Raw genomic sequence first — 21,583 nt, 5'->3', positions numbered from 1 at the left:
TCTTTAGTTAACAGGGGAGCCAAACCACAACCTCCGTTCCGCCTGTAGGCGTTCTACGCATCTCAATTCGTCCATGATGTAAATCAACAATTGATTTGGCAATTGATAAGCCTAATCCGCTACCACCTTTTTCACGAGTCCGAGATTTATCTACTCGATAAAACCGTTGAAATACGTTTGCAAGTTCTGCGTCAGGAATTCCTACACCAGTGTCTTTTATATGTATCTCGACCCAGGCGTCAGTGGAAAAGACATGGACTTCAACAAAGCCCTCCTCTGTGTATTTCTTGGCATTATCTAATAAAATATCAAAAAGTTGACGGATTTTACCTGGATTCATGGGTAATGTTAGTGGTGCATTCCATGAAAAGTGAAGCGAAAGGTGTTTAGGAAAGAGCGTTGTCCATGTTGTACGGATTTCTTCTAACAAGGGAACCATATCCTGTGTGGCAAATAAGGGTTCCTTAGAGGGATTATCTTGTAATTTAGCAAGCGATAGTAGATCTTCAATCAACTCAAAAAGACGCGAGCATTCTTGAAGCATGGCAGAAAGCGCCTCATCCCTTACCTCGGGATTATGCTTTCCCCAGCGTTGCAAAAGGCGTGCATAGCCTTCGATGATAGCAAGTGGCGTTTTAAATTCATGAGATGCATCTGCAATAAATTGTTGTTGTTTACTGAAGGCATCCTCAACACGATCCAATAGAGAGTTGAAAGCTAGGACTAAATCTTTGATTTCAGCATCATTGGTGATGACGGGAAGGCGTGAGCGTAAATCCTCAGCTTCTTTTTTACGAATTTGCTCAATTAGTTGGGTTAACGGCTGTAATCCAATTTGGGTCAATTGATAGACACCGATGGCTGAAATGATAAAGGTAGCGACAGCAGACCAGCAGAGAATCTGGATAAGGATGCGAAAAATGGGACGGAGTTGTTCATTATCCTGAATGATGGTTAGCAAAAGGACATCTGGAAAACCAGGTAATTGAACCGTTTGCATTGAGCTAATTACATTTTCTTGATTACGTAAATCTTCTTCTGTCCAGCCAGTACCAATCACAGATGCTAGGGTTTTGTTAGTGGAGGTTTCTAATAGAATCGCTTGATGAACATCAGCATATTTCAACAGTACATCCTTTACAACTTGAAGGTTAGTGGTTTTATGACCCAAAGTAGCTTTTTGCAACTCATTTAAAATGGTAACAACCTTCTTTTGCAATTGCTTTTGTTCATATTGATAAACCAAATTACTAGTAGACATGTAGACAAACAAATTCATAAATAACAAAAACAGAGTCATTGCAGTGGTTAAAATAACGGTTAATCGCCAAGTTAAAGAAGTTGGCAGGCGTCTAGTAACTTGTTTTCGCATTTATTCCACCCGTAAACTGTAGCCAACTCCACGAATGGTATGGATTAATTTTTTGGCTCGTTTTCGTTCAATCTTATTGCGTAGATAGCGGATATACACATCGACTACATTGGTATTGCCCATAAAGTCGAATCCCCAAACTGCCGTCAATAATTGTTCGCGGGTTAAAGCTTGACCTTGATGATTAGCTAAGTACAGCAATAAATCAAATTCTCGTGGGGTTAATAAAATTTCCTTCGTTTCACGGAATACACGCCGGTTCTGTACTTGAATTTCCAGTGAACCGATGTGTAGTATTTCCTGATTCTTGGAAACAACCGGGCGAAGATTAGCACGGATACGAGCAAATAACTCCTCGATAGCAAAGGGCTTAGTTAAATAATCATTAGCACCACTGTCTAGTCCAGCTACAATATCCTGAACCTCATTACGTGCCGTAAGCATGATGATCGGTACCTCACTTCCTGTATCTCGGATACGCCGACACACTTCAATGCCGGAAATTTGGGGAATCATGACATCCAACAGAATGAGGTCGTATTCATTATGTAATGCTTTTTCAAGCCCGATCGCCCCATCATAGCAAATCTCAACATTATATCCTTCATTCATTAATTCCAATTGTAAATAACGTGCAAGATTTTTTTCATCTTCAACTAAGAGAAAGCTCCCTTTGCTATCTGTCGGACTCATGCTGCTGTCATCCCCCCGCTTTGTATGTAAAGCTGCTGCTTCAAAACAGGTATATCTGTTGTAGTGTAACCAATTGATCGCCCTTTTACCAATTCTCACGAAAATCTTAAATTCTCTTTTAGTTCTAGAGATGATTTGTAAGAAATGTATTGCAAGGAAATATTTCATTTCACGGGAGGATGACAGATGAATAAAAAAATAACATCGAAAAGGAATAATCAGCCTACCGGTTGTATAATTGGTCGAAATATTATTGCAACAGCAGAACAATATTTAGGGATACCATACAAATATTGTTCTAGTCGTAAAGAAAAGACAACGATGGATTGCTCTGGTTTTACAATGTGGGCTTATAAAGAAGGAGCAGGGATTAACTTAGGCGCAGGCGGGGCACGCTCCCAATATAAACAAGGAACTCCCATTCCTCGAAGTAAATTGCGAGTCGGTGATCTCGTATTTTTTTCGACAAAGAAAACCATGAAATATCCCAAAAAATCCATTAACCGTATTGGTCACGTAGGAATTTACGCTGGAAACAATCAGGTTCTACATATATATGGAAAGGAAGGTGTTAAGTACAGCAATATGTCTAAGGGTTGGTGGAATAACCACTATGAAAGAGCAGCGCGTTACTTACACAGAGAATAAACAGAAGAAGCTCTCTCGTAAGGTGAAATAATGACCAACGGGAGAGCTTTTTGACACAGACAGATAGCTATAATAGGCGGCTAATTCCTCATAGGGAACAGCAGGCAGAATGTTTTTACTCTTCCAAGTGAGCTTATAGCCTTCTTGTGCTATTTCCTTTTGGAGCTTTTGCATCAAAGGATCATGTTGGACAAGCTTGTCAAAGGAATTAGGCTGCTTCAACGAGCTTTTGCAGCTTTCCTTGTATAGAAGGCAGTTCATAGGTAGGCTTCCACAGCTTGAGGTGAGTAAAACTGGCATAAATTATGCATAGTTTTAGACGGGGTGAGACCTTCGAAATACACGACAGTTTCACCAGATTTTTTTGGGGGAGATCCATCAAGATTTTTTAATTTTAAAGGTTTGATCCAACAGCACCCAGTTTTGTTTAAAGGGAATGCCTAGTCTCCAATAGCTAATTCCTCGTAAATGTAACTCTTTTAATAATGAAAACTTAGCCCGCATCGAACGTGCGTCCTCAAACCAGACTTCATGCTCACGACCTTGTTCATCGAAATACCGAAAATGCGGTGCTTGTGCTACCGGGTCAAATTGAATGGATTGCTGGTAACGTCGTGCTAGGTTAACCGCCTCTTTAGGACTCACTACTTTCGCAAATTTACCTCCAGGACGATAGGGGAGTGTCCAGTCATAGCCATATAAATTTTGTCCCATCATAATTTTTTTAGCGGGAATCTCAGTTAATGCATATTCAAGTACACGCCGCACTGGCCCGATTGGCGAGACAGCCATTGGAGGCCCTCCGCTATATCCCCATTCATAGGTCATAATAATTACAAAATCAACGATCTCTCCATGGGCACGGTAGTCATGAGCCTCGTACCATTGACCTTGTTGGGTAGCGCTGGTTTTCGGGGCAAGAGCAGTTGAGATCATTAATCCATTTGCATGCAGACGATCCCTTGCTTTTCGTAAAAATTGATTATAGGCTTCGCGATCTTTGGGATATAGGTGCTCAATATCAAAATGAATGTCACTAAATCCATATCTTTTGGCTCTTTGTATGATTTCATCAAGCATGCGATTTTGTTTTTGCTCATCGTTTAGAATTTCCTGACCTAATTCCGCACTGAATTGATTATTTTCTATGTTTGTAATCACCATCATCAAGGTTGCTCCATTTGATGTAGCGATCCTAGGCAGATCGCCCAGCTCCAGTGAGGTAAGACTCCCATCTCGCTTGATTTGATAGCTAAATGGGGCAAGGTAGGTTAGATAGGGTACTGATTCTTGAGCAATTTGTTCAGTCATGGCGATGTTTCTGCGTGGCTCTATGTAGGCATTCACTTCAATCGTGGGCTTAGGTGCTTGGGGAATGGTTAAAACCATGCCAGGATAAATGGGCCTTGAAGCAGAAAGATTGTTTGCTGCTGCTAATTGTTGAACAGAGACATTGAATCTCAATGCAATCTCATAAAGTGAATCCCCTGGCTGGACCGTGTACTGCTTAGGAGTAACGATTACTAGCGATTGACCTACTACCAGGGTTTGTTGGGGCGTAAGATCATTATCGTTGGCGATTTGTTCTACAGAGGTTTTATAACGATTGGCGATTTTATATAAACTGTCACCGGGTCGGACAACATAAATGATCATGAGGCCACCTCCTTGTTGTTTATCTCTTTTACTCATATTCAAGAGGAAGCCAATTTAGGTGCTATTTTTCTTGGATGTATCTGGAGGGAATTATGTGATGCATGTTTTTTAACACGGGCATAATAAGGAGGCGAATGAGAAAGGAATGAAATGTATGCAGGAATTGGACTACAGGCGAAAAGTGACAGTTATGCTTGCTATTATGGCGGCGTTATTGTTTGCTTCCATTAATCAAACAATTGTAGGGACAGCGCTCCCTAAAATTATTGCTAAATTGGGTGGCATGGATTATTACAGTTGGGTGTTTACGATCTATATGCTCACCTCAAGTATCGCAACCATATTAGTAGGAAAGCTCTCTGACATGTATGGCCGCAAGCCTTTCATTTTGATCGGATTAGGAGTATTTGTTGTAGGTGCCTTTTTGTGTGGAACATCTCGCACTATTTTTGAACTGATTTTGTATCGAGGTATTCAGGGTGCTGGCGCAGGGGTAATCATGTCCACGGCTTTTACCTCCATAGCTGACCTATTTGCTCCAAGGGAGCGAGGGAGATGGCAGGGCTTAATGTCATCGGTGTTTGGATTAGCTAGTGTTTTTGGACCTGTGCTAGGTGGATATATTGTGGATAATGCAGATTGGCACTGGGTGTTTTGGGTGTTTTTACCGTTTGGAATCATTGCAATTGGAATGATTTATTGGCTGTTTCCACGTGCAGTTCATCGAGAGAAGCAAACCGTTGATTACTGGGGTTCGCTACTTATTACGACAACGATGGTGCCTTTTCTACTAGCATTTTCATGGGCGGGCACAAAATATGAATGGACGTCCCTGACGATTCTCGGTTTGTTTGCCTTTACTCTGGTTTCATTCCTTTTATTTATTTATGTTGAAAAGCAAGCGAGAAATCCTGTGATTCCATTACATTTATTTCGTAATGATATTTTCACGATCTCAAATGTAATTGGCTTTATTGTTGGAGCTGGGATGTATGCATCAATTATGTACATGCCATTTTTTATTCAGGGGGTACTTGGATATTCGGCTACTCATTCTAGCTATCTAACAATGCCAATGACGCTTAGCTTGGTTGTAGGGAGTGCAGTATGCGGTCAATTGATGACGAAGACAGGTACTTATAAGAAATTTGCCTTGGGTGGCTTAGTGCTCATGCTTGTAGGGATGTATTTACTAGCCCGAATGGATCAAGGAACTACGGGTAGCTCAATTGTGTTCAATCTCATTGTATTTGGATTAGGGCTGGGCGTAGCTATGCCAGTATTTACGATCACTGTCCAAAATGCAGTGAAGAGTAAGGATTTAGGAGTTGCTACAGCTTCATCACAGTTATTTCGTTCCTTAGGTGGGACAATTGGCGTAGCTATTATGGGAACCATTCTTTCCGTACGCATTGGCTCAAAAATGAGTGAGTCGACGGCACAATTAGGTATTAGTCATCTGCCTAACATTCCGCCAGAACTTGTCCAGAAAATCAGCGCATTGCATAACCCACAAATTTTACTGGACCTACAGCGGCTGGATCAAATAGAAAAAAGCCTTCCACCAGTGCTGCACGAGCTGTTTAATCATGTAATTGCCAATTTACGAGATGCCTTGCAGTATGCATTAGCAGGAGTTTTTCTTACTTCCACCTGGTTGCTTGTATTTGCTTTACTTCTTACGTTTTTTCTGCGAGAAATACCGTTGCGTAGTGAAGGGGATACCCGGCAGGTAGGTACCAAAAAAGCTTCATGGGGGAGTAAAAAGAAATTGAATGAGCAGGAGTAGCAAAAGAAAGGAGCTTTGCATACGGCAAAGCTCTTTTTCTTTCCTTATATTGATGCGGCCAAGTGAATTTCATCCTCTGTTAAATAACATTGTGGATCGGATGCCCAGAAATCTCCATAGAATCCCTGTGCGCGAGGCCGGAAGTTTCCGTTACAGACGGAGAAGTATTGACAGGTCGCACAGCGCCCATGAATCTTGCTTTTCCGATCACGCAACCCAAGAAGAATAGGATGATCGCCCTGCCATATCTCTGCGAAGGACTGTTCCCGCAGATTTCCAAGTGCGATGTTTTGACTAAATTGATCAGGATGCACAATTCCACGATGATCAATATTGCAGAAAGCGATACCAGAACGATTACCGCCATTGCGTTGCAGCTTTTCCCATATGCGTCCTGCTAGCTCAGGATCGGTTTCCATTACTTTTAGGTAGAGATAGATTGCATCTGCATGGTTGTCAACTGTTAAAATTTCGCGAGGTTGTCCTGATTTTTGGAAATAATGAATTTTTTCAATGATAAAGTCTAAAGCCTCACGTGTTTGCTGATGAGTAATATCATCCTCGACTCCTCCACGGCCTGCATAGACGAGATGATAGAAACAGACACGCGGAATATTCTCTCTTTCAATCAGGTCAAAAATATCTGGCAACGCTTCAATGTTGTGTTTGTTCATCGTAAAACGAAGGCCAACCTTTTGACCCACTGCCATACAGTTTCGGATTCCACGAATGGCTAAATCAAAGGCACCTTCTTTTTGACGGAAAAAATCATGCGTCTTTTGCATCCCATCCAAGCTTATGCCAACATAGCTAATCCCTAAGTCCTTTAAGCGCTTCGCCTTTTTCTCATCAATAAGCGTGCCATTGGTTGAGAATGTAATGCGAATACCCCGAGAAATAGCATGCTCGGCTAGCTCAAAAATATCTGGTCGAATGAGAGGTTCACCGCCCGAAAACAGGATAACGGGTACCTTCATATCCGCTAGCTGATTAATTACATCGTGGGCTTCCTCTGTGCTTAGCTCTCCTTCATATTTCTTATTTTCGGAGCTGGAGTAGCAATGTAAGCAATGAAGATTGCAAGTTTTTGTAATATTCCAAGCAACAACGGGTCCATGCCCATGATGGGTTCCTGTTTTTTGATTTCGAGAAGCCTCTGAATATCGCAATTTATCTCCGAAGGTCGTAGTTGTTTCTAGTAAACTGGAAAGTCCAATCATTATATCCTCCCCTAAGCCTTTTGTACAAACTTTCACGGCCTAATTCTAGCAAATAGCTGGAAAAGATTTTGTGAGGAATATCACTTCTTGGAATAGCCAACTTGGTTACAATCAAAAAGAGCAAGGAGGGATTGGTATGCTGGAATACGAGAGCGATTTCGCTATGAAAAAGAAACATGAACACATTTTGCTTTCCTATTTATACAATGACCACAGCGAGCTGGATGGAAAACTAAAGCACATTCTGTCTCTGATTCGTTATGGTACAAAATGGAACGAAGCATTGCATGAAGATTTACATCGTTTCCTTCAATTCCTTCAAACAGATTTCCGTCGGCACATTATGGTGGAGGACGATATTTTATTTTTTACGTTGACGAGTCGACTGGCAACATTAGAGGAGCCATTACTGCTCATTAAATCAGAACATGACCGATTATTAGAGATCTCAGATCGAATTGGGACCGAATTGAATCAGTGTGTGCAACTGGAACAAAAAACCTCGACGATGGTTTGTTTACTGAAGCAATTTGATGAGCTATTTGAAGAGCATACGATCAAGGAGGATCGGGTATTGTACCCGATGGCCAATAAACTGCTGACATTAGCTGAAAAGGATAGTCTGTATCAGACAATCTCCAAACATTATAAATAGATACCATCATGCCAATGGAGTGAACTAGATGAATTACGACCAGAATCCTTTTATCGTGATTTGGGAAGTGACGCGTGCATGTGCATTGCGTTGTTTGCATTGTCGCGCCGTAGCGCAGCCCAATCGTCATCCCGACGAGCTGAGTACAGATGAAGGGAAGGAATTGTTAGATCAGATCAAAGAAATGGGTAATCCTCTTCTTGTTTTTACTGGCGGCGATCCATTAATGCGGGAAGATTTATACGAATTAATCGATTACGCAGTAAAAATTGGATTACGTGTCTCTATGTCACCTAGCGCTACGCCGCGTGTAACAGAAAAAGCGATCGTAAAAGCAAAAGAGGCTGGGCTATCACGCTGGGCTTTTAGCCTAGATGGTCCTACCGCAGAGGTGCATGATTATTTCCGCGGAACACCAGGCTCGTATGATATTACCGTAAAATCGTTGGCTATATTGAAAAAACATGGGTTACCTGTTCAACTAAATACAACGATTTCTGTTTATAATGCGCATTTACTAGAAGAAATGTCCCAAATGGTGGAAGAATGGGGCGCAGTTCTATGGAGTGTTTTCTTTTTAATTCCTACAGGAAGAGGGCAGGCAAGTGATGCGGTATCCCCAATGGAGCAGGAGCGCATTTATCGCTGGCTGATCGAGAAGAGTCAGACTGCTAGCTACAGCATCAAAACAACAGCGGCCCCTGCCTATAGGCGAGCACTATACTTTGCAACACAAAAGGGCATGAATACCCAACCTGAGAAAGTGAAAAGAATGGATCTTTTAGGACGTTCAGCTGGAGGCGTTACGGACGGCAAAGGCTTTGTGTTTATTTCTCATGTAGGGGATGTTCAGCCAAGCGGATTTTTACCAATTAATTGCGGAAATGTACGCCAAACACCTTTGGCTGATTTATATCGTAATCATGCAGTCTTTCAATCGTTACGCTACCCGGATGGCTATTCGGGTAAATGTGGCGTCTGTAACTTCAATCAGGTATGTGGCGGATCACGCGCCCGTGCTTATGCCATGACAAAGGATTATTTGGCAAGCGATCCTTCATGCATGTATATCCCGCCAAAATGGGAAGAAGGCTATGGACAAGATCATTGGGCCACTTTTAACACAACAAAATGACATAATATAGAGCATTGGAAAAGAAGCAAGAAATGTTAGGTTGACATGGCTTGCTTTTTTTGTATGTCATTTTTAAATTTATATATATTAATATATTTTTGTACAAAATGTGAAAAAGCAAAACCATGTGATTAAAATCACAAAGCACTATATAAGAGTTGGGTATGATTTGTGATGTAAAAAAGGTTGTATATATAAAAAAGTTCAATTTCGTTTAAAAAAATAGGTTGAGCGTTTGAACTTATTAGAGGAGGTAACCTATGTCAACAAAAGGAGTAATGAAATGGGAGCCTGAGAATCCAGAATTTTGGGAATCTACAGGCAAAAAAGTGGCCAACCGTAACCTTTGGATATCTATTCCAGCCCTTTTACTTGCTTTTAGTATTTGGTCCATTTGGTCGGTTGTTGCTGTGAATCTGAATAAAGTCGGGTTTCAATTTACAGCAGATGAACTATTTAGCTTAGCTGCTCTTCCAGGTCTCTCAGGTGCTACACTGCGTATTTTATATGCCTTTGTTGTTCCGATCTTTGGGGGGCGTAATTGGACCGTATTCAGTACAGCGACTTTGTTAATCCCAGCCATTTGGATTGGATTTGCTGTACAAGATCCGTCTACCTCCTATGAGACAATGGCATTGCTCGCCATTTTGTGCGGCTTTGGTGGTGGTAATTTCGCTTCTTCCATGGCAAATATTAGTTTCTTTTTTCCACAAGCGAAGAAGGGTTCTGCCTTGGGGTTAAACGCGGGACTTGGGAATCTTGGTGTAAGTGTAGCACAATTTCTAGTACCAATCGTAATTGGAATTAGCGTATTTGGAAATATCGCTGGTGGACCACAAACGAGCGATGCAACGCAATTATGGCTACAAAATGCTGGATTTATTTGGGTAATCCCAATTTTACTGACAACAATTGCAGCTATGTTTGGAATGAATAATCTTCCGATGAAGCAATCGATTACAGATCAATTGGTTATTTTTAAACGCAAGCATATGTGGATTTGTTCGTTTCTCTACACGATGAGCTTCGGGTCCTTTATCGGCTTTGCAACAGCATTTCCATTGCTAACCCAGCACCAATTTCCTGATGTGAATCCGTTGCAATATGCCTTTATTGGTCCTCTATTAGGAGCATTAGTTCGGCCGATTGGTGGTATGCTGGCAGATAAGCTTGGTGGGGCAAGAGTAACTCTCTACAATGTGATTCTGCTGATCGCTGCTACGGCAGGTGTTATCTACTTCATGAATGCTAAAGAATTCTGGGCATTTTTCGCCTGTTTCATCGTGATTTTCTTTACGACGGGGATTTGTAATGGCTCCGTTACACGTATGATGCCTACGATCTTTCCTCCAAAGGAAGCGGCGCCAGTCATCGGCTTTACATCGGCTATTGCGGCTTACGGGCAATTCTTTATTCCAAAATCATTTAGTATGTCGATTAAGGCTACAGGTGCTCCAGATATTGCTTTATATGGTTTCTTGGTGTTTTATGCAGTAGCTTTGATCTTGCTGTGGTACTTCTATGCACGTAAAAATGCCGAGGTAAAGTGCTAGAGTATAACCCGGCTTGATTCAAACAAAAGAGTCTTGGTTGCCAGTGACCAAGACTCTCTTTTAAATCTGACATATTTCATTGGGACAATCATCACAGCAGATGGCATCTTTTAAAAAGGTAAGGTCCTTAATTAAAATATTTCATTGGGAATTTTGCTCAATGACATCTTGTTTCTTTAAATCAGACAGCATGCGGTTTACGCTTTCTCTGGTTAGCCCAATAAATTGAGCCAAATCTCGATTAGTAAGAGCAAGCGTAATGTAAATCCCTTTTTCATGTGGCTCTCCGTAGCTGTTACTCAGCCGGATAAGCGTGGAGTATAGTGCTCCGATTTTGCCATTTAACAACAAATCACGGAATTTGGATTGGATACGGCGATTCATGATACCCATCCACCGCAAAAACTCAGCACAGAACATCCCATTTTTCAAGAGAAGGCGTTCTAAGGATTGACGGGGGATAATGTTGACTTCACCCGCTTGCAACATGCTGGCGGTAGTGTTGTAGCTTAAGCTCTCTTCGAACAATCCGGGTACCCCTACTAGTTCGCCATCGCTGAAGACTTGCAGAGTTAATTCTTTTCCGTCCGTCGTCGTCTTTGTCAGTTTCAATTGTCCGGATTCAATCAGGTATAAATGATCAGCCTTGTCTCCATCCATAAAAAGCACGGAGCCAGCAGCAAATTTTTTAGAAATAGAAATCTCTTTTAGACGCTGGGTAAAGTCAGGGGAGACTTGTTGAATGAATGTAAATCCTTGATTGCCCACAACGAGACCTCCATGCAAATTGACGTTTTCTTGCGTTTTATTATAGCGATGAATAACTAGAAATGAAAGGCACTATTTCACAATGTTAAAAATTTGTGCAGGAATAAGTGATGCTCATCACAATGAGCAAGAAGTGAATTAAGTACAATGACAATCGATCATCACCTAAAAAAGAAAAAATAGGGCAAAACAAACGAAAAATTACAGGGGGGTAGTAGATCATGGATCGTGCTTTTGCATCCAAATTTGCCAAGAGAGCCTTTTGCATAATCTTGGTGCTGTTTTTCTTATCATATGTAGGCTCAAGATCATTTACACATATGGATTTAGCCTTATATGGGTATATGGTTGGCACAATCGTGTTTATTGGCGGATTTTTATATCGATTTGGCGCGTGGGCAGAACGTCCACCTACTAAGCTTATCATTAAAAAGGGGATAAAATTACTTTTTCGTAAAAATAGCCCTAAAACAGCTACCGAACAACTGGTAACGTATCGCTTCATCTGGAATCGCCATTGGTATCGTTGGACTCAGCATATCCTGATAGGATGGGGCTGTATGCTTGCCGCTTTCGTAACCTTCCCGCTTGTTTTTGGCTGGATGTATTTTACGATGCCGATAAACGGAATTTACACGGTTGTATTTATGGGAATTGATTTAATGACGATTCAGGCAGATGGAATCTTAGCTTATTGTTTTTATAATGCTTTAAACATTAGCGCCTTTATGGTGATTGCTGGTGTTTCAATGGCCTTGTATCGACGGTATAAGGATATGCAAGCGCGTGCAGAACAAAGCTTTGTTTACGATTTTTTACCGCTATATTTATTAATGGCTATCAGTATCACAGGTCTATTCTTAACCGCATCTAATGTCTTTTTGGCAGGCTTTGGTCATCCTGTATTAAAAATGATTCATCAGTTCTTTGTTATTATTACATTAATTTATCTGCCATTTGGTAAGCTTGCGCATGTGCCATTCCGTCCAATGAGTGTGTTTGCTCGCAATTATCGACTTCATTACAGTGAACAATCGATGAAAACCTGTAAGCTATGCGGTGCAGAATTCGTCTCCGCAGAGCAATCGAACGATGTTATCGAGGTGCTACAAAAAAATCAAATGGCATTTGAAATGCAGGAGGGCTTTCACTTAGCAGAGCTTTGCCTGCCATGTCGCCGCAAATATCGGATGTTCCGTTTTACAGGTAAACCAACACATCAAACTTTGAAGGAGGAGGGCAACCAGCATGCCAACGGATAAATTTCAAAAACAGATTCCCAACAAAATTCATCCAGGTGAAAGGCTTGTTGATACTCACTGTAGCTACTGCGGTATGCAATGTGGCATGAAATTGCGAGTGGACATTGCCTCTAACAAGATCATCGGGGTAGAACCTCGCTATGATTTTCCCGTTAATCTAGGCAAGCTGTGTCCTAAAGGAACAACAGCTTATCAGCAGGTGAATCATCCTGATCGGATCAAACGTCCGTTAATTCGTGATAATGCAGCGTTAAAAGGAACATCAGAAGGCTTTCGAGAAGCTAGCTGGGACGAAGCTTTAGACCTTATTGTCCGAAAGTATCAGGAACTGCAAGAGAAGTATGGAAAGGATACCCTGTCTGTTTATTCTGGGGTTTCGATGACCAATGAAAAATGTTATTTAACCGGGAAATTTGCTCGGATTGCTTTACAAACACGCTATATTGACTACAATGGTCGCTTTTGCATGTCATCAGCGGCAGCAGGCTTAAATCGTAGCCTGGGAATTGATCGAGGTTCCACCGTTCCGTGGACAGATATTCATCAGACGGATTGTTTGTTTATCACGGGATCAAATGCTGCAGAGTGCCATCCCACGAGCATGTTTCGTATTTGGGAGGTTCAGAATCGAGGGGGGTACCTAATTGTCGTCGATCCACGTGAAACACCGTTGGCACGGCGAGCCGATATTCATTTAGATATTCGTCCGGGGACCGATTTAGCCTTAGCAAATGGAATTGTTCATCTGTTGATTGAAAAAGGGTATGTCGATGAAGAATTTGTGAAAAACCACACAAATGGTTTTGAGGAAACAAAGGAATTGGTAAAGGACTTTACACCAGAATATGTGAGTGAGATTACAGGATGTGACATCCAGAAAATCATTCGTGCTGCCGAGATATATGGGAAGGCTCCAAATGCGATCGTTATGTTCTGTCGGGGTGTGGAACAGCAATCGAAAGGAACAGATAATGTATCAGCCTATACAAATATGGCGTTAGTAACAGGAAAAATTGGACGTCCCAAATCAGGGGTAGCAACATTAACAGGCCAAGGTAACGGACAAGGTGGACGTGAACACGGACAGAAAGCGGACCAATTACCGGGCTATCGTAAAATGGATAATCCCGAGGATGTAAAGCTAGTAGCAGAACGTTGGGGGGTACCTGTTTGTGAGATGCCGAAAAAAGGGGTATCTGCCTACGAAATGTTCCAACTGATGCTAGATAAAACCATCCGTTCTCTCTATTTGTTATGTTCGAATCCCGCGGTAAGTGCGCCTAACCAGAATCATGTACGGTCAGCACTTAAGCAACTTGATTTTATGGTTTGTGTGGATTTTTATTTATCGGAATCGGCTGAATATGCAGATGTGATTTTACCAACTACAACATGGGCAGAGGATGAAGGCACGACCACAAATCTTGAAGGACGTGTAATTCGTCACAACCAAGCTCAAAACTGGTATGCGGAATCTAAGCCTGATTGGTGGATTCAAATTGAAATTGCCAAACGAATGGGACGGGGAGAATATTTTGGGCATTTACAATCTCCACGCGATATATTTACTGAGCTAACGGAGCTGTCTCGGGGCGCTGTTGCAGATTATTCGGGCATTACGTATGAAAAAATTGAACAAAATAATGGCGTTTTTTGGCCCTGTACATCAGATGAGGATCAAGGACAGCCGCATTTGTTTTTAGATAAACAATTTTATCATCCTGATGGCAAGGCGAAGATTTGTGCTCTGCCTTATCGCCCGCCAGCAGAAGAGCCATGTGAGGAATATCCGTTGCGCTTAACGACGGGGCGTGTAGTCTTTCATTATCTTTCTGGTAATCAGACACGCCGGATTCCTTTTTTGAAAGAAATGTATCCCGATCCATTGCTAGAGGTTCATCCTGAAACAGCAGAGGCATATGGCATCAAGCATGATGAGGTTGTTGTATTAAAAACCCGCCGCGGTCAAGCGAAGTACAAGGTGAAAATTATTGAAGCGATTCGACCTGATACTGTTTTTGTACCCTACCATTGGGGAAAGGACGAATGCATTAACCTGCTGACGAATCCAGCGCTTGATCCTTATAGTCGGATGCCAGAATTTAAGGCATGTGCAGCACAGATCGTCAAGCTAGACAAGGGAGGGAAATACCATGGCTAAGCACACTTTATATATTGAAATGGAAAATTGCATCGGGTGCCGGAGCTGTCTAGCAGCCTGTACGCAGTGTGGTGGCCATGATATGCGCAATCGCAACTATGTGTTGGAGACCGACCCGTTTGTCAGTCGTCAGACGATTCCACTAATGTGCCTGCACTGTGTTAATCCGGCTTGTGCTAGAAGTTGTCCTGCTCAAGCGATTCAGATAGCCGATAATGGAGCGGTTTTATCAGCTTTAGTAGAAAAATGCATAGGCTGTCAAAACTGTACGATTGCTTGTCCGTATGGTATCCCAAAATTTGATGAAGAACAGAACCTAATGTACAAATGCGATCTTTGCTACGATCGATCAAAGGACGGGATTCCTCCAATGTGTGCTTCTGTTTGCCCTACCAATACATTGCAATGGCTAACAGAAGAAGAGCTAGCCCAGAAGGATTCTCAGGTAAAGCTGGCCAACGGTAAATGGACCGCCAGCATGCTTGGCGCCTTAGAAGGGGAAACGAATGTCAAGATCAGTCTGCCTGGCATCTTACAAGGAAAACAGAAGCTATTCTAAGGGAGGGTGTCATACGATATGGAAAATAAACAAAAAATGATAGTCCCAAAGCAGGATGATAACTATACACATAATATTCATCGAGATAATGAACGTAAGTTGGATCGGCGTGGATTCATGAAAACGATGGCCGGAGCTGTAGGAGTATTTGCCGTAGCCTCATTACCCTGGGGAACACTGGCTGCCCGCGAGCTGCTTGGGCTTGCACCTAAGCAGGAAGATAACCTGCTAAAGATAGCGGATATAGCTCAGATCGGGATCGGCGAAGCAGTCAATTTTACTTATCCAAGCAAGCATGATCCAGCATTGCTAGTACGTATAGGGAAGGACGAATATAGAGCTTATCAGAACTCCTGTCCTCATTTGAAATGCCCTGTGTTTTGGAATAAGGAGCAACAGGAATTATTATGTCCGTGCCATCATGGTAAATTTAGCGTTATAACAGGAGATCCGATCGCTGGCCCACCTAAACGTGCTTTACCCGAAATTAAGCTCAAAATTGAAGGTGGAGCCATTTATGCGACAGGAGTGAAGCCGTATGAAATCTAGCCAATGGAGAGTTGTTTGCATGAGCGTGCTTTTGTTGGCGAGTATTACGTTTGTGCAACTGTGCGTCGATATGTTTTATGCCCAGCGTTATATGGAGGTGTTGCTATATAGCGGCCTCGCTATCATTTGTGTACCGGTGGCCTTTTTACTCTATTCACTTGATAAACGCCGATAGTTGAGGGACGATTGGAAAGGAGAAGTGACGATGAACGCAGAAAAGCAGGTTGGTTCGTTTTTGCAAAAAATACTGCCTGATTTTGTGGATTGCGCTATGGAGATTCAGATCATTGATGTTGCCGAGGATGCAGAAAAAGAGGTGGCACCTCCGATTCATCGTCATTTGGCTAAATGGGAATTGATTGAAAATGATACCATGGTTCGCCTGTATTTTAATTCCTGTCAGTTTATCGCAATTCCTGCGGTTGGAGTTGGGATCAGCTTAAAGCAGTTGGCGGCACAGGTGCAACAAAATAACCAAGAAAAACCGGAAAGCTGTAGGGATTGGGAGAATGATCAGAGGAAAGATGAACTTCAGATAAATGATAGTGAGCGTCAATTAATCTATCACATTATGTTTCACAGACCCACTATGTAAGATACTTATAGCTTTTAGATAAAAGGTAAAAATTTATCCCGTTCCTCTAAAAATGATGGAAGCTCATAGTTAGAGGAACGGGATTTTTGTGTAGACTAAAAAAAGGAATACTACTCCTGATGCAGTTCATACGTCTCAGAAGAAACTGACGAAATAAATGGACTTATGTTCTGAAGGCAGTAGAGATGCAATTCGTGCATAGCCCGGGTACATGCTGTATACAGTAGCTTTCGATCGTTTTCTTTTCCATATTGATCTGCCGAGGCGTTGTAGATAAGGACGGCATCAAACTCAACGCCTTTTGAAAGAGAGGCAGGAACGACAAGCACGCCCGGCTCAAAGCTAGCTGTGTCTTGCTCCACTAGCCGTACGGATAGCTCTGCTCGTAGAAGCTCATATGCTTCCTTGCTTTCTTTCATCGTTTTACAAATGACGGCAATGGTACGATGCCCCGCTTGCTGTAATTCTTGAAGGTGTTTTGAGATATCACGGGTAAGCTTGGTAATGTTTCCTGCTATTGTCAGGGTAGGTTTTCTGCCGTCCCGATTGAAAGGAATAATATCTCGGCCACCTTCAACAAGTTCACGTGTAAGCAAAACGATTTGTCGAGTGGAACGGTAGCTACGAGTCAGTTGAATGATTTCGCTAGTGGCAGTAGAAAATGTGGACGTAAATGCTGTCCATTCGTGAGTGGGAGCTGTATGAGCTAAGATCATTTGATTGTAGTCTCCAAGTAAGGTCATTTTACTAAAAGGAAACATTTTTCTAAAGAAGGCTAGCTGAAAGGGTGAATAATCTTGTGCTTCATCTAGGAAAACATGTAAAACCCGTGTATTTATACCGAAGCCTTTGAGTAAGCCTTGCAGATAGAGATAAGGAGTAGCGTCTTCGTAATAAAGCTCACGATGACTAAGCTTTTCTAGAGTTAAGGAACAAATTTTTTCCCATTGAGTGGGAAGAGTAATCGTATCACTTTCTGTATCAGGAGCAGTTGTAAACAACTGTTGGTAGATGGAAGGAAGATCAAGGAACCCAAGTCGTTTGATTCGAGCCCGCAATGGCTTAAAGTGTTTGTTTACAATCATGCGCCCTAGTATTTTTTTCTCTTGCTCATGATCGTCAAATGAATTTCCTCGTAAGCGATTTTGTTTTACTAACATGTCATAGGCCTTTTGAAAATCATCCTTATCTAATAGCTCAACCTCATCTTCTACCCAAGATTTCGTTTGCTCTTTGCGCGCTGCTAGTTTTACTTGCGCAAGTAACCAGTCAGCTAGCTGTTTGATTCGCAAAGGGATGGATATAGAAGGATCAAAGGAATAGAATTTATCTGCCATTTGCTTTTGGGTGATTAACACGTTGCCTTGAAATGAAATGTCATGAAACACAAGACCCTGCTTGCTTAATTGGTGGACGTAGCATTCAATAAGCTGTATAAAATCAGAGGTAGCCTTGAAGCGAATGGCCTCTACTCTTGCTTGATAATCTGACTCCTTGGAAGCTGTCTGAACATATTCTAATTGAGAAAAGGGGTCTTCTATTGTAAAAGCTTTTCCAATATGCTTGCTCAAAAAATCCTGGAAGGTTGTTTGCTGCATATTCTCTTCGCCAAGCTCTGGCAGCACGGTAGAAATGTAGCTATTAAACATCTGATTTGGTGAAAATAAAACGATTTGATCTGCACATAGACGATCTCGATAGCGGTAGAGTAAGTATGCGATACGTTGGAGAGCAGCGGAGGTTTTTCCGCTCCCAGCCGCTCCTTGTACGACTAAAAGCTGACTTTTTTCATTACGTATGATCTGATTTTGTTCACGCTGAATGGTGGAAACGATGGTCTTCATCTGATTGGTTCCTTGTTTGCCAAGTACCTCTTGTAACAGCTCATCTCCAATAGTGACACCTGTATCAAATAACCCCTCGATCGTACCATTTTTAATGATAAATTGTCGCTTTAATTCAAGTGATCCAACCACAAAACCGTCTGGTGTATCATATTGGGCTTCTCCAGGCGGATAATCGTAGTAAAGGCTGGCAATAGGGGCACGCCAGTCATAGATTAATAGCTCATCGTCTGTTTGGGTAAGAAGAGATGCGAGACCAATATAGATGCGCTCTGCCTCTTTTTTCTGCAAAGCATAATCAACAAAGTCAATTCGACCAAAGTATGGAGATTCGCGTAAGCGTGTTAAGGTACGCAATTGGTTTTGGGTATGCACATGTGTACGTTCCCGCTCGGATAATATTTCTGCTTGCTGCTTGACGCTAGCATAGGTTTCGACGGCCTCATGAGGATCATCTAAATTCACGCTCACATCGTCCCAAAAGGTTTTGCGCATTTCAACCACATCAGATTGAAGCACATGTACATCAGCCTCGTATTGCTTTAACCGGCGATCAATTTCATGAATGACTTGATTAACACGTATTTGCTCTTGTTTCCAATTTTGATCTGTCATAACGAAATAAGTCACTCCTTTTACTTGAATTAAAAGTGCAGAAGGGGATTGACAAGTGAATCTTCACATGATAAAATCTAATTATATGATTGTGATTATTGAAAAGTGAATTACAGAAGCACCTTCCATTCTATCATCATGAATGGATTTTTTCAATGTTATTTTTGAGGTCTTACATATAATTTCTAGATCAGTTATCGACAACGATACCTCCCAGCTACCTTTAAAGTGGATGGGAGGTTTTTTGATCGGCAAAAAGAAGAGCCTGCAAACGAACAGCGCAGGCTCTTCTTTTTATTGTGTACAAATAGTAATGAGTGTTAGTAGTAAACCGAATGTAAATCGTTTTTCAATCATGCTGTTTACTACTGAGGTTCATTCATACGTTTTTAAGGAGATACTATGAGGTTCCTGTAATGGGTGAACCATTTATTTTGTAGTTGGTAGGAACGGAGGCTTTCCCAGAACCAGCACCGCCGATTGTATAGGATTTCCCGGGTGCAATTTCCGTTGCCCAGCTTGGAGGCTTAACTGTGTAGTTGTTTTGACCTGGTGTGAGAGTGGCATCCCAAACAGAAGTGAGTTGACCTGTATAGTCAAATTGTAGGGTCCAATTTGTAATAGGTGTGTTCCCTGTGTTGGTTATAACTAGGTTAAAATTGTACCCATTATCCCACTGTGAGGTTATCTGAAAATCCACCTTAGCTTGAACTTTGCTTGGATCAGGATCGGTAGGGCCTTTAGGCTCCTGTTTGTATTCGATTGTGACGGGATGTGTTTGCCCTTTGGCAACATGAACGGTAGCTGGTTTAACGATTGGAGAGTATTTGTAGGTGGTATCCTCAAATGGTTTTGCCGTGATCGCGTAAGTACCTGTTGGCACTTGCTCCACTAGCTTTTTCTGCCCAAAAGCAACATTATAGGTAGCGCCATTAAAGGTAATTTCAGGTGTGAAGGAGTAGGACTGCTTGGTAACCTCTAAGGAAACAGCTCCATATTCTGTAGGGGTGGTGCCAGATTTGAAGCCATTTGCGATTACATGAATTAATTCTTCTTTTGGATCTCCTGTCACTTCCCAGACAATGATGCCGCCATATCCATTTTGGTTAACAAAATTTACTTTTTCTTGTAGGGAAGTTGGATCCTCATAAGTATACATTTGTTGTTTACTTTCGCTGTAAAGATAAGGAGCTTTGGCAACAGGGTCGTAATACTTTTTAAAGGCAGGATCTTTTTCGAGCACCTCTTTGATATGGTAGTAAGGATTGTTGCCTGCGTTTCGACCACCATCCCAAATTCCCTTTACACTTTCAGGAACAGTGGAAGCAAACAGACCAGGCAGTTCAGGAATCGGACCATCATTTTTCACTTGTCCCCATCCACGCGAGTAGAAAGGAGAGCCGACAATTAGCTTGTCCTTTGAGATACCAAATTTTTCAAAGTTTTTCATTGCCTGAGCCGTATTGTAATTCACTTTGACGAATTCTTCATAGGGTTCTTTCGGGTTTGGGAAAAGAGGGGAGTGATGGCCAGTTTTATTTTCCCACGCGCCGTGGATGTCGTAGGTCATGACATTGATGAAATCGAGGTATTGGGCATATTTATCAGGCTCGGTCTTGGCGATTTTGTCTAAACCGCAACCTACTGCTGCTGTCAGCTCGTAGTATTTTCCATCTTCTTGTCCAGCTTTTGTAAGCGCTTCCCTAAGATCCTTTAAAAGAAGAGTGAAGGTTTCTTTTTCGGTATCATCTGCTTTTGGTGTACCAAGATCATTAGGATTGTCTACTTTATCAGGGTCGCGTTTAAAGCCGGGGTATTCCCAGTCGATATCTACCCCATCGAATTGCCATTGACGAATAAAATCGATCACACTTTTGGAAAATTTGGCTCTTGCCTCTGGCGTTTTGGCAACGTCATGGAATCCGGCAGACCTAGACCAGCCACCGATGGAAATCATCGTTTTAACATGTGGATATTGCTTCTTATGCTTGCGAATAGAACCTAGCGTACCTGCATCAGGAGAACCCCATGTTGCTCCATCCATTAAGGCCTCTGTCGCTGCATATTTGTCAAAATAATCGATGGTTCCTGTTGTCATGTTAATGTCTGCGAAGGCATAGTTGAGATGGGTAATTTTACTCCAAGGAATTTTGGCAGGCGTATAATTGTTGTGTCCTGCATAAATCCCCCACTCTGGATAATACGCTACAATCCGTTTGTTATACGGTGAAGCAGCCGTTTTTGAATCTGAGGGCGAGGAGTTGCTCCTGTTCTCGGCAAAGGATGTGTTTGGTACAAGCATTGCTACCAAAACGAGAAGCGTAGATAGCCATGAGAAAAATCTTTTCATTTTTCAGCCTCCTTTTTAATATTTATATCAACTATATTCCTATTATTTCCTGTTTGTGGATTTTTTTCAATACTTTTTTTAATTTGAAATTGTAAAAAAATACTTTGTTAATGAATAATAGTTTTTTGTAACGAATGTTGCTATTTATTGATATTTTTA

At 41.8% G+C, this 21,583-nt stretch carries 18 protein-coding genes; 10 read left to right on the top strand and 8 right to left on the bottom strand.

All coding sequences use genetic code 11. The features are described from left to right. Window positions 1–7: 7 nt before the first annotated feature. Both BRLA_RS13235 and BRLA_RS13230 read right to left on the bottom strand, forming a co-directional pair. The gene (locus tag BRLA_RS13235; RefSeq protein ID WP_003336127.1) at window positions 8–1,372 is read right to left on the bottom strand and encodes a sensor histidine kinase; all 1,365 of its coding nucleotides are present in this window, start codon (window positions 1,370–1,372) and stop codon (window positions 8–10) included. Continuing rightward, a complete protein-coding gene (locus tag BRLA_RS13230; protein ID WP_003336128.1) occupies window positions 1,373–2,065 on the bottom strand; it encodes a response regulator transcription factor in 693 nt (230 codons plus the stop codon). It abuts the gene before it with no gap. Between the two features lie 186 nt (window positions 2,066–2,251). Between BRLA_RS13230 and BRLA_RS13225 the strand changes: the two genes are divergently transcribed. After that, window positions 2,252–2,713, top strand: coding sequence for a C40 family peptidase (locus BRLA_RS13225; RefSeq protein ID WP_003336129.1), 462 nt, complete (start codon window positions 2,252–2,254; stop codon window positions 2,711–2,713). Here BRLA_RS13225 and BRLA_RS13220 read toward each other — a convergent pair. Together BRLA_RS13220 and BRLA_RS13215 are read right to left on the bottom strand one after the other, a co-directional pair. Next, entirely contained in the window at window positions 2,699–2,974 is a 276-nt protein-coding gene (locus tag BRLA_RS13220) for a hypothetical protein (RefSeq protein ID WP_041752204.1), read from the bottom strand. The two genes, BRLA_RS13225 and BRLA_RS13220, sit on opposite strands and share 15 nt — an antisense overlap. A gap of 117 nt (window positions 2,975–3,091) precedes the next feature. Continuing rightward, complete coding sequence (locus BRLA_RS13215) at window positions 3,092–4,369, bottom strand: glycoside hydrolase family 18 protein (protein ID WP_041752201.1); 1,278 nt, start codon at window positions 4,367–4,369, stop codon at window positions 3,092–3,094. A gap of 154 nt (window positions 4,370–4,523) precedes the next feature. Here BRLA_RS13215 and BRLA_RS13210 point away from each other — a divergent pair, with 154 nt between their 5' ends. Continuing rightward, window positions 4,524–6,158: an MDR family MFS transporter gene (locus BRLA_RS13210; RefSeq protein ID WP_003336133.1), complete on the top strand. Its 1,635-nt coding sequence runs from the start codon at window positions 4,524–4,526 to the stop codon at window positions 6,156–6,158. 44 nt (window positions 6,159–6,202) lie between these two features. On the opposite strand, the gene BRLA_RS13205 is transcribed toward BRLA_RS13210, so the two are convergent. Next, entirely contained in the window at window positions 6,203–7,378 is a 1,176-nt protein-coding gene (locus tag BRLA_RS13205) for a radical SAM protein (RefSeq protein ID WP_003336134.1), read from the bottom strand. 136 nt (window positions 7,379–7,514) lie between these two features. Between BRLA_RS13205 and BRLA_RS13200 the strand changes: the two genes are divergently transcribed. From BRLA_RS13200 to BRLA_RS13190, 3 genes are all read left to right on the top strand, one after another. Beyond that, entirely contained in the window at window positions 7,515–8,033 is a 519-nt protein-coding gene (locus BRLA_RS13200) for a hemerythrin domain-containing protein (RefSeq protein ID WP_003336135.1), read from the top strand. A gap of 28 nt (window positions 8,034–8,061) precedes the next feature. Further along, entirely contained in the window at window positions 8,062–9,168 is a 1,107-nt protein-coding gene (locus BRLA_RS13195; RefSeq protein ID WP_003336136.1) for a TIGR04053 family radical SAM/SPASM domain-containing protein, read from the top strand. A gap of 260 nt (window positions 9,169–9,428) precedes the next feature. Further along, window positions 9,429–10,721 (top strand): NarK family nitrate/nitrite MFS transporter, encoded by a 1,293-nt coding sequence (locus BRLA_RS13190; RefSeq protein ID WP_003336137.1) that lies wholly within the window; start codon window positions 9,429–9,431, stop codon window positions 10,719–10,721. A 141-nt stretch (window positions 10,722–10,862) separates the two neighbouring features. Here BRLA_RS13190 and BRLA_RS13185 read toward each other — a convergent pair whose 3' ends face one another. After that, entirely contained in the window at window positions 10,863–11,489 is a 627-nt protein-coding gene (locus BRLA_RS13185; RefSeq protein WP_003336138.1) for a Crp/Fnr family transcriptional regulator, read from the bottom strand. A 221-nt stretch (window positions 11,490–11,710) separates the two neighbouring features. Here BRLA_RS13185 and BRLA_RS13180 point away from each other — a divergent pair, with 221 nt between their 5' ends. From BRLA_RS13180 to BRLA_RS13155, 5 genes are all read left to right on the top strand, one after another. Beyond that, entirely contained in the window at window positions 11,711–12,751 is a 1,041-nt protein-coding gene (locus tag BRLA_RS13180; RefSeq protein ID WP_003336139.1) for a hypothetical protein, read from the top strand. Continuing rightward, a complete protein-coding gene (locus BRLA_RS13175; RefSeq protein WP_003336140.1) occupies window positions 12,738–14,912 on the top strand; it encodes a molybdopterin oxidoreductase family protein in 2,175 nt (724 codons plus the stop codon). The genes BRLA_RS13180 and BRLA_RS13175 overlap by 14 nt, the downstream gene beginning before the upstream one ends. Continuing rightward, on the top strand, window positions 14,905–15,471 hold the full coding sequence (locus tag BRLA_RS13170; RefSeq protein WP_003336142.1) for a 4Fe-4S dicluster domain-containing protein: 567 nt from the start codon (window positions 14,905–14,907) through the stop codon (window positions 15,469–15,471). The genes BRLA_RS13175 and BRLA_RS13170 overlap by 8 nt, the downstream gene beginning before the upstream one ends. A gap of 18 nt (window positions 15,472–15,489) precedes the next feature. Beyond that, window positions 15,490–16,020 (top strand): QcrA and Rieske domain-containing protein, encoded by a 531-nt coding sequence (locus BRLA_RS13165; RefSeq protein ID WP_003336143.1) that lies wholly within the window; start codon window positions 15,490–15,492, stop codon window positions 16,018–16,020. 205 nt (window positions 16,021–16,225) lie between these two features. Next, the gene (locus BRLA_RS13155) at window positions 16,226–16,615 is read left to right on the top strand and encodes a hypothetical protein (protein ID WP_003336144.1); all 390 of its coding nucleotides are present in this window, start codon (window positions 16,226–16,228) and stop codon (window positions 16,613–16,615) included. 110 nt (window positions 16,616–16,725) lie between these two features. Here the strand turns inward: BRLA_RS13155 and helD are convergent, their stop codons facing one another. Both helD and BRLA_RS13145 read right to left on the bottom strand, forming a co-directional pair. Beyond that, entirely contained in the window at window positions 16,726–19,074 is a 2,349-nt protein-coding gene (gene helD / locus BRLA_RS13150; protein ID WP_003336145.1) for an RNA polymerase recycling motor HelD, read from the bottom strand. A 400-nt stretch (window positions 19,075–19,474) separates the two neighbouring features. Continuing rightward, on the bottom strand, window positions 19,475–21,424 hold the full coding sequence (locus BRLA_RS13145) for a glycosyl hydrolase family 18 protein (RefSeq protein ID WP_003336146.1): 1,950 nt from the start codon (window positions 21,422–21,424) through the stop codon (window positions 19,475–19,477). Window positions 21,425–21,583: the final 159 nt, after the last annotated feature.

The organism is Brevibacillus laterosporus LMG 15441, from assembly GCF_000219535.2.
In the GTDB taxonomy this organism is placed as follows: domain Bacteria; phylum Bacillota; class Bacilli; order Brevibacillales; family Brevibacillaceae; genus Brevibacillus_B; species Brevibacillus_B halotolerans.
Note: the sequence above shows the minus strand (reverse complement) of the source record. Positions and strands in the feature narration are given on the sequence as shown.